The 7,668-nt window shown below is 70.3% G+C and carries 8 protein-coding genes; 2 read left to right on the top strand and 6 right to left on the bottom strand.

Translation table 11 applies throughout. The features are described from left to right. Positions 1–71 precede the first annotated feature (71 nt). Positions 72–944: a PAS domain S-box protein gene (locus tag QHF85_RS45625; protein WP_281333799.1), complete on the top strand. Its 873-nt coding sequence runs from the start codon at positions 72–74 to the stop codon at positions 942–944. Positions 945–968: 24 nt separating this feature from the next. On the opposite strand, the gene QHF85_RS45630 is transcribed toward QHF85_RS45625, so the two are convergent. The 3 genes from QHF85_RS45630 to QHF85_RS45640 form a co-directional block, all read right to left on the bottom strand. Further along, positions 969–1,529, bottom strand: a complete 561-nt coding sequence (locus QHF85_RS45630; RefSeq protein ID WP_281333800.1) for a sigma-70 family RNA polymerase sigma factor — start codon at positions 1,527–1,529, stop codon at positions 969–971. Positions 1,530–1,727: 198 nt separating this feature from the next. After that, entirely contained in the window at positions 1,728–2,477 is a 750-nt protein-coding gene (gene yihA / locus QHF85_RS45635) for a ribosome biogenesis GTP-binding protein YihA/YsxC (protein WP_281333801.1), read from the bottom strand. Further along, positions 2,474–2,809, bottom strand: coding sequence for a DUF971 domain-containing protein (locus tag QHF85_RS45640; protein WP_170228805.1), 336 nt, complete (start codon positions 2,807–2,809; stop codon positions 2,474–2,476). The genes yihA and QHF85_RS45640 overlap by 4 nt, the downstream gene beginning before the upstream one ends. Positions 2,810–2,900: 91 nt before the next feature. On the opposite strand from QHF85_RS45640, the gene QHF85_RS45645 reads away from it, so the two are divergent. Then, on the top strand, positions 2,901–4,049 hold the full coding sequence (locus QHF85_RS45645) for a metallophosphoesterase (protein ID WP_281333802.1): 1,149 nt from the start codon (positions 2,901–2,903) through the stop codon (positions 4,047–4,049). Here QHF85_RS45645 and QHF85_RS45650 read toward each other — a convergent pair. The 3 genes from QHF85_RS45650 to QHF85_RS45660 form a co-directional block, all read right to left on the bottom strand. After that, positions 4,015–4,992 carry a Gfo/Idh/MocA family oxidoreductase gene (locus tag QHF85_RS45650; protein WP_281333803.1) on the bottom strand — a complete coding sequence of 326 codons (978 nt, stop codon included), beginning with the start codon at positions 4,990–4,992 and terminating at the stop codon, positions 4,015–4,017. The two genes, QHF85_RS45645 and QHF85_RS45650, sit on opposite strands and share 35 nt — an antisense overlap. A gap of 60 nt (positions 4,993–5,052) precedes the next feature. Continuing rightward, complete coding sequence (locus QHF85_RS45655) at positions 5,053–6,000, bottom strand: acetyl-CoA carboxylase carboxyltransferase subunit alpha (protein ID WP_281333804.1); 948 nt, start codon at positions 5,998–6,000, stop codon at positions 5,053–5,055. Positions 6,001–6,013: 13 nt separating this feature from the next. Beyond that, positions 6,014–7,668: adenylate/guanylate cyclase domain-containing protein (locus tag QHF85_RS45660; protein WP_281333805.1), on the bottom strand; the 1,655-nt coding region annotated here is incomplete at its 5' end.

Here is a 7,668-nt window from a genome sequence, read left to right on the forward strand (position 1 = left end):
TCGAGCGATCGAGCGGCAAAGAGCAGGGCACCGTCAGGGCAAGGAACGGGAGGGCGTGTCAGATTGCGCGGATGCCGACGGACACCGACGTCGCATTTCGGGTCGACGACACGACGAGCGAGCTCGCCAGGCTGCGCGAGGAGAACCGGCGCCTGCGCGAGGACCAGCGCCGGCTGGTGATGCTGGTGGAGGTGACGAACGACTGGGTCTGGGAGGTCGACGCGAACGCGGTCTACACGTTCGTGAGCCCGCGAATTCGCGATTTTCTCGGTTACGAGCCGGAGGAGGCGCTCGGCAAGACGCCCTTCGACTTCATGCCGCCCGACGAGGCAGCCCGCGTGGGCGCCTTCCTCGGCCCGATCATCGCCGCGCGCGCGCCGTTCAAGGACCTCGAAAACGTCAATCTGCACAAGGACGGGCGGCGCGTGGTGCTCGAAACGAGCGGGGTGCCGCTCTTCGACGAGGCCGGCGTGCACACGGGCTATCGCGGCGTGGACCGCGACATCACGATGCGCAAGGTCGCGGAGTCGGAGCGCGCGCGGATGCAGGAGGAGATCATCCGGGCGCAGGAGTCGATGCTCGAAGAGCTCGAAACGCCGCTCCTGCCGGTGGGCGAGGGCGTGCTCGTGATGCCGCTCATCGGCTCGGTGGACAAACGGCGCGCAGCGAGGATCGTCGACGCGTTGCTCGCCGGCGTGTCGACGCGCGCCGCGACGTTCGCGATCATCGATCTCACGGGCCTGCGCGCGGCCGATCACGCGGTGATGGGGCTGCTCTGCGAGGCAGTGCGCGGAGCAAGGCTGCTCGGCGCGGAGGTGCTGCTCACGGGCGTGCGGCCCGAGGTGGCGCGCACGATGGTGGAGCTCGACGTGGGCGGCATGCGCACGCTGAGCACGCTGGCCCGGGGGATCACGTTCGCACTGGGAGCGCAGAAGCGGCGCTGAACGAGGCGCGCGAGGCCGACGGGATCACTCGTCCTCGCCGGCGCTCCCCATCCCCTGCATTTCGAGCGGGCCTTCGAGCGCCACGCGCAGCGCCGAGAGGGCGCGCGCCGCGCGGGACTTCACGGTGCCGAGCGGCACGCCGTCACGCTCGGCGATCTCGGGATAACTGAGCCCCTCGAAAAAAGCCGTCTCCAGGGTCGCGCGCTGCGCCGCGGGCAAACCGCCGAGCGCGGCACGGACCGCGCGGCGTTCGAGGTCGAGGACCGAGCTCGACTCGGGATCGATCACGGGCTCGCTCGGCTCGTGCCGGAGCTCTTCCTCCGTGATCTGCGCACGCCGCGTGCGTCGCCGCGCGCGATCGAGGGCGAGGTTTCGCACCGTGGTGACGAGCCAAGCGACCACGGTGCCTCGCTCCGCGCGGTACTGATCGGCGCGCTCGACGATCGCGACGAACGCGTCGTGCACCACGTCCTCGGCTTCGAGCGCGTCCCGCACGATCTTGAGCGCGAGGCCGTACGCGACGCTCGCGTGGCGATCGTAGATCTCCGCGATGGCGTCGTCGTCCCCGTCACAGATGCGGCGCATGGCGCGCGCGTCCAGCGCGTCCCGCTCCGCCCGGCTCTGGCGCCCACCCGCCGTCATGGCCCCCTAACGAAAGGAGCACACAGGCCGAACGTCAACCGATTTACGGTGCGCATCGCCGTACGCTCCCGCGCAGATGGGCGCGCTTCCCAAGGACGGGCACGCCGAGCACGCGAGGCTCATGACGCTCGCGTGGGCCCGTCAAGCAGGCTCCGTCTCCGCGTCCTTCGTGACGGGCGTCGCCTCGGGCGTGCCGAGCGTGACCTTGCGCAGGAGCGCCCAGAGCTCCGCCCGGCCCTCGGCCGTGACCGAGGAGAAACCGATCACCTTGCGCCCGGTGCTCTTCGCCATCGCCGCCGCCGCGCTGCGGCTCGCCGAGCGCCCGATCTTGTCGATCTTCGTGGCGACGATGACGATCTCCACGGGCCGGCGCTGGACGTCGCGCGCCTCCTCCACGAACTGGATGAGCTCGAGGTCGTCCTCCTCCAGGCCGCGACGCACGTCGACCAGGATGACGAGGGCCGCGAGCGTGATGCGTCCGCGGAGGTAGCCCTCGATGAGGTCGCCCCAAGCCGTTCGTTCGGCCTTCGAGCGTTTGGCGTAGCCATAGCCGGGCAGGTCGATGAGGTGGAAGACCGCGCCGTCCCTGGCGCGCGCCTCGAAGAGGTTGATCTGCCGCGTGACGCCGGGCGTGGCCCCGGTGCGCACGAGGCCCTTGCGCTCGACGAGGGTGTTGATGAGGCTCGATTTGCCGACATTCGATCGCCCCGCAAAGGCGATCTCGGCCATCGTCGGCGCGGGGAGCGACGAGCCCGGCGCGGCCGCGGCGAGGAAATCCGCATGCACGATCTGCTTGGGATCGAGCGCCTTGTTTTTGCCGCCGGGCGGCGCGGCCGCGGGCTTCGGACCTGTGGCGGGCTTCTTCTTCGCGGGCTTCGTCTTGTCGTTCACGGCACCGATCCTGGACTGAACGTCGGCTTGCATGCGTCGCACTGGCAAAGCGACCGGAGGTACCGGAACGAGTAGATCCCGGTGTCGTGCTGGTCGCCCCAGGTGAACTGCAAGGCGTAGTTGCCGACCTGCTGGATGTCGCGGAGGGAGAGGTCACCGCCCGGCACGAAGTGGATGGTGCCGCCGTGCCCCTGGCAGACGGCGCAAGGGCAGTAGCCGCGCAGGATCTCGTGCGGAAGCACGCTCTTGTGCCCGTCGGCCCACTCGATCTCCATGGTCCGCGCGCCATGTGGCGCTTTGACCATCGTGGGTTCGATCCTCGGATCGCTCATCGTGCCTGCTCCCTGTGATCTTGGGACTCGCGCGCTAGCATGAAGCTTCGGGCGACGTAAAGCAGCCATTTTCCTGCCGGCCCCAAGGGTGATGCGAAGGTTCTGGACCGTCCTCTTTGCCGTGACGATCGCGCTGCACGTGACGTTCGCCGTGGCCGCACACGCGCTCCTCGCGCGGCTCGGCGCGCCCGCGCCGTGGGTCCTCGCGCTCGCGCTCTCCGTGGCGCTCGCCTATGCGTTTCGAGGACGGGTCGCGCTCGCTTCGGCCGATCGTCCGGTCCCGCGTCTGCGGCGGCTGCTCGTCGAGGAGCCGTACTACGTGCACTGGTGCGCCCTCGTGGCCGCGCTGCCGCTCTGGCTCGTCGGCCTGGCCCTCGCGATGCTCGCGAGCTTCGTCGCGCCCGCGACGCTCGTGCCGACGTCGGGTTCGCTCGCGATCGTCGCATACGCGCTCGGGCTCACGCTCGCCAGCTGGGGCGTGCTCGTGCGGCGTCGCTGGGTCCGCGTGCGCACGATCGACGTGCCCATCCGCGGCCTCTCGCCCGCCTTCGACGGCTACCGCATCGCGCACCTGTCGGACCTGCACATCGGCGCGCTCTGTCCGCGCGAACATGCCGATCGCTGGGCGGAGACCGTCCGCGCGCTCGACGTCGACCTCGTGGCGCTCACCGGTGATTACGTGACGAGCGGCAACGCGTTCCACGGCGAGATCGCCGACCTCGCGAGCTCGCTGAAGAGCCGCGACGGGGTGCTCGCCGTGATGGGCAACCACGACTACTTCGGCGACGGCGAGGCGCTCGTGGGGAAGCTGCGCGAGGCCGGCATCGCGGTGCTTCGCAACGAACGCAAGGCAATCGAGCGCGGCGGCGAGCGTCTCACGATCGCGGGCGTCGACGACACCTGGTCACGGCGCGCGAATGTGCGGCGCGCGCTCGACGGCCACGATCCCAGCGCGCCGCTCGTGGTGCTGGCCCACGATCCGCAGCTCTTCCCGGATCTGTCTGCGCGGGGCGCCTCGCTCGTGCTGTCGGGTCACACGCACTGGGGGCAGGTCGGCGTGCCGTTTCTTACGAGGCGGTACAATCTGTCCGCGCGCGTGTATCGCTACCACGCCGACCTGTACCGCGAGGGGGACGCGTGGCTCTACGTAAGCCCGGGGCTCGGCACGACGGGGCCGCCGGTGCGCCTCGGCGCGGCGCCGGAGATCACGATCCTTCGGCTGGAAGCGAAGCCGGCCTAGGGACCGCCTCGCCGAGCACCCGCTCTGCACGTTCGAGCGCGCGCACGACGATCGTGCCCTCCTCGAACGACGTGCGCGGCGCGCGGCGCTCCTCCACGCAGCGCAGGAAGTGATCGATCTCCACGGCCATCGGCTCGCGCCAGGGGACGCGGATCTCCTCGGTCGGCCCCTCGAAGAGAGCGGCGCTCGGCGCAGCCGTTTGGCGGGACAGAAAGACGCGATCCGGCGCCCGCACGTCGTCGAGCATCGCCACGGCGGACGAGCCCACGACCACGATCCGCCGCTCCTTCGTCGCGTGCACGCGCGACAGCTCGATCCGCGCGGCAAACCCCGACGCGAGCCGCAAGTCGAGCACGACCGGATCGCCCTCCGGCCCGCTCGTCGCTTCGAGCGCATCGATCCGGAGCGGCTCGATCGCATGCACGATCGAGAGGTCGTGCGGTCCGAGCGACCAGAGCGCAGGCACCGAACGATCGCCGCGAATGGAGAGCCGCGACGCCGCGAGGTGCCGGATCGTGCCGAGCGCCCCCTCGTGCACCATCGCGACGAGCCGCTCGACCGCCGGGTGATACCGCAAGAGGTGCCCCACCATCGCGACGCGCCCGAGCGAGGCCGCGCGCAGCATGCAGCGCTCGGCGTCCGCAGCCGAGAGCGCGAGCGGCTTCTCGACGAGCACGTCGAGCCCTGCGTCGAGCGCCGTGAGCACGAGCGAGGCATGCGAGCGCGGCGGCGTCGCGATCACGACGGCGCGCGCGCCGAGCCCGATCGCCTCCTCGAGGCTCTCGACGATCGCCGCGGAGGGAGCTTTTGCGCGCGCGAGCTCACGCCGCGCCGCGCTCGTCTCGGCGACCGCGACGAGCTCGGCCCGCGGGCTCTCGCAGAGCACACGGAGCAGGTTCTCGCCCCACGCACCGCAGCCGACGAGGGCGACGGGTACGGTCACGGCCGCTCCCTGTTGATGCGCATCCGCGGCGTATAGCGCCGGCCCGCCGTCCGGGAAAGGTCAGGCGAGGAAAGACCCGAGCGCGCGGAAGCGACGGTACCGATCGTCGACGAGCTCGTCGCCCGTGAGGCCGTCGAGCGAGGTGAGCGTCTGCCACAAGGCCTCGTCGAGCCTGCGCGCGGCGTCGTCATGGTCCTGGTGCGCGCCGCCCGTCGGCTCCTCGACGACCGCGTCGACCACGCCGAGCTGCAAGAGCTCCGGCGCGGTGATCTTGAGCTGCGCCGCAGCCTCGTCCGCGCGCGCGCCGTCGTTCCACAGGATCGCCGCGCACCCCTCGGGCGAGATGACCGAGTAACAACCGAACTCCATCACGAGCACGCGGTTCGTCACGCCGAGCGCGAGCGCGCCGCCCGACCCGCCTTCGCCGATGATCGTCGCGACCATCGGCACGCGCGCCCTCGCCATGGCCGCGAGCGCCGCGCCGATGGCCTCGCTCTGCCCGCGCTCCTCGGCGGCGATGCCGGGATACGCGCCGGGCGTGTCGATGAACGTGAGCACGGGCAGGCCGAACTTGTCGGCGAGCTCGTACATGCGAATCGCCTTCCGGTAGCCCTCGGGGTGCGGCATGCCGAAGTTGCGCTTCACGTTCTCCTTCGTGCCGCGGCCCTTCTGGTGGCCGACCACGACGACGCTGCGGCCGTGGTACGACGCGAGCCCCGCGACGATCGACGGATCCTCGGCGAAGCGCCGATCTCCTTTGAGCTCAACCCATCCCGTGAAGATCCGCTTCACGTAGTCGAGCGTGTACGGACGGTTCGCGTGCCGCGAGAGCTGGACCTTCTGGATCGGCGTGAGGTCCGCGAAGATCTCGCGCGCGAGCCGCGACGTCTTCTCTTCGAGGCGCTGGAGCTCGGGTTCGAACCGGCGATCGGAGGCGGCGAGGGCGCGCAGGGCCCTCACCTTCTCGACGAGGTCTGCGATCGGCTTCTCGAACGGGAGCACGAACATGGCGAGCCCCTGGTCACTCCGAGATCGTCGGCTCCGCGACGATGTTCGCGGGGACCTGCACCGACGTCGCCGCCCGGATCACGTTGAATACGCGCAGCGGCTTCTCCTTGCCCTTCACCTTCGCCGACGGGAGCTCCTCCGTTTCGAAGCGCCCCGCGAGCCTGTCGTGCGTCATCTCGCTGACCACGATCTGCCCCGCGAGCGCGACCGAGCAGAGCCGCGCCGAGGTGTTCGCCGTGTCGCCGATGACCGTGTACGAGAGCGCCTTCGAGCTGCCGATGTAGCCCGCGACGAGCGGGCCCGTGTGGATGCCGATGCCGATCGCGAGCGGCGCGAGGTCCCGCTCGAGGCGCCTTCGGTTGAAGTCGCCGAGCACCTCGCCCATCTCGAGCGCGCATTGCACGCTGCGGATCGCGTCGTCGGGATGGATCACGGGCGCGCCCCAGAGGCCCATGATCCCGTCGCCCATGAACTTGTCGAGCGTGCCCTCGTACTTGAAGATCGTGTCCACCATGAGCTCGAAGTACTCGTTCAGCATGTCGACGAGCTCTTCGGGCGGGGTGTTCTCGCTCATCGCGGTGAAGCCGCGGATGTCGCTGTTGAAGACCGTGCACTCCTCGACGCGCTGACCGCCGAGGCGCACCTCGAGCTGGCCGCTCATCACGCGCTCGGCGATGTTCGGCGAGAGCAGCCGCGAGAAGCGCTCGCGGGCGATGATCTCGTTCTCGATCTTCTTCCCGAGGATGTTGATCTCGATGAACATCGAGGCCTGGTGGGCCACGGCCACCACGAGCTCGAGGTCCTTCGGCTGGAACTGCGCGAGCGTCTCCGAGTCGAGCCAGAGCACGCCGAGCACGTCCTGCGTGTTGTTCGGCGCGACGAGCGGCACGACGATGGCCGAGCTGATCCGGTTCAGGATCATGCTCTTGCCCTTGGAGGCCGCGAAGTCCATGGCCGCGTCGTGCGTGAGGACGGCCGCGCGCTCCTTGACGACGTGGTTCAGGATCGTCGACGAGACGCTGATCGGCCCCGTGGTCCCATCGCGCCGCTGCGAGGCGCGCGGCATGAGGTCGCCGCTATCGTCGCGGAGGAACATGACGCCGCGGTCGGCCTTGATGAACTTGATGATGCTCGCGAGGATCTTGTCGAGCAGCTTCGAGGTGTCGCGCTCGGAGGCGATGTCACGCGCGAGCTCGTGCGAGAGGCGCAGGCGCTCGTAGTCGGCGCGGAGCTGGTTGTGATCGTTCGCGAGGCGGTCGAAGGGCAAAAACCCTTTTTCGACCGCGGCGATCTGCGTGCCGATCTGGCGCGCTTGATCGTTCAGGTCGATGCGCGTGCCCTGCGCGACGTACGAGTGCGGGCCCGTGATGAACGTGTGCGCGCCCGAGCCCTTCCCCATCATCGTCATGTTGGGGTTCGTGGTCGGAATGCCGAGCGCCGGGTTCGGCGCGGGGAGCCCCGGCGCCTGCGGCCGCGGCGGCAGGATCGGCGCGGCAGGCGCGGCTTGCGGCGGCGGCGGGCGCGGTGGCATCGGCGGCGACGCGAACGCGCCCGGCGGCGGCCGGTTCGCCGGGGCAGCGGGGATCGCCGGAAGGACGTGCGCGGACTGTGCAAGCGGCGACTGCGCGACGGGCGCGGGCCCAGGCGTCGCGCCCCACACGGGCGGCT

Source organism: Polyangium sp. 6x1, from assembly GCF_029946515.1.
Lineage (GTDB): Bacteria > Myxococcota_A > Polyangia > Polyangiales > Polyangiaceae > Polyangium.

Coding starts and splice junctions, on each gene's coding strand:
- QHF85_RS45630 (WP_281333800.1), bottom strand. CDS start 1,529: ATGCGCCGCATCTGTGACGGGGACGACGACGCCATCGCGGAGATCTAC.
- QHF85_RS45645 (WP_281333802.1), top strand. CDS start 2,901: ATGCGAAGGTTCTGGACCGTCCTCTTTGCCGTGACGATCGCGCTGCAC.
- QHF85_RS45655 (WP_281333804.1), bottom strand. CDS start 6,000: ATGTTCGTGCTCCCGTTCGAGAAGCCGATCGCAGACCTCGTCGAGAAG.
- QHF85_RS45625 (WP_281333799.1), top strand. CDS start 72: ATGCCGACGGACACCGACGTCGCATTTCGGGTCGACGACACGACGAGC.
- QHF85_RS45640 (WP_170228805.1), bottom strand. CDS start 2,809: ATGAGCGATCCGAGGATCGAACCCACGATGGTCAAAGCGCCACATGGC.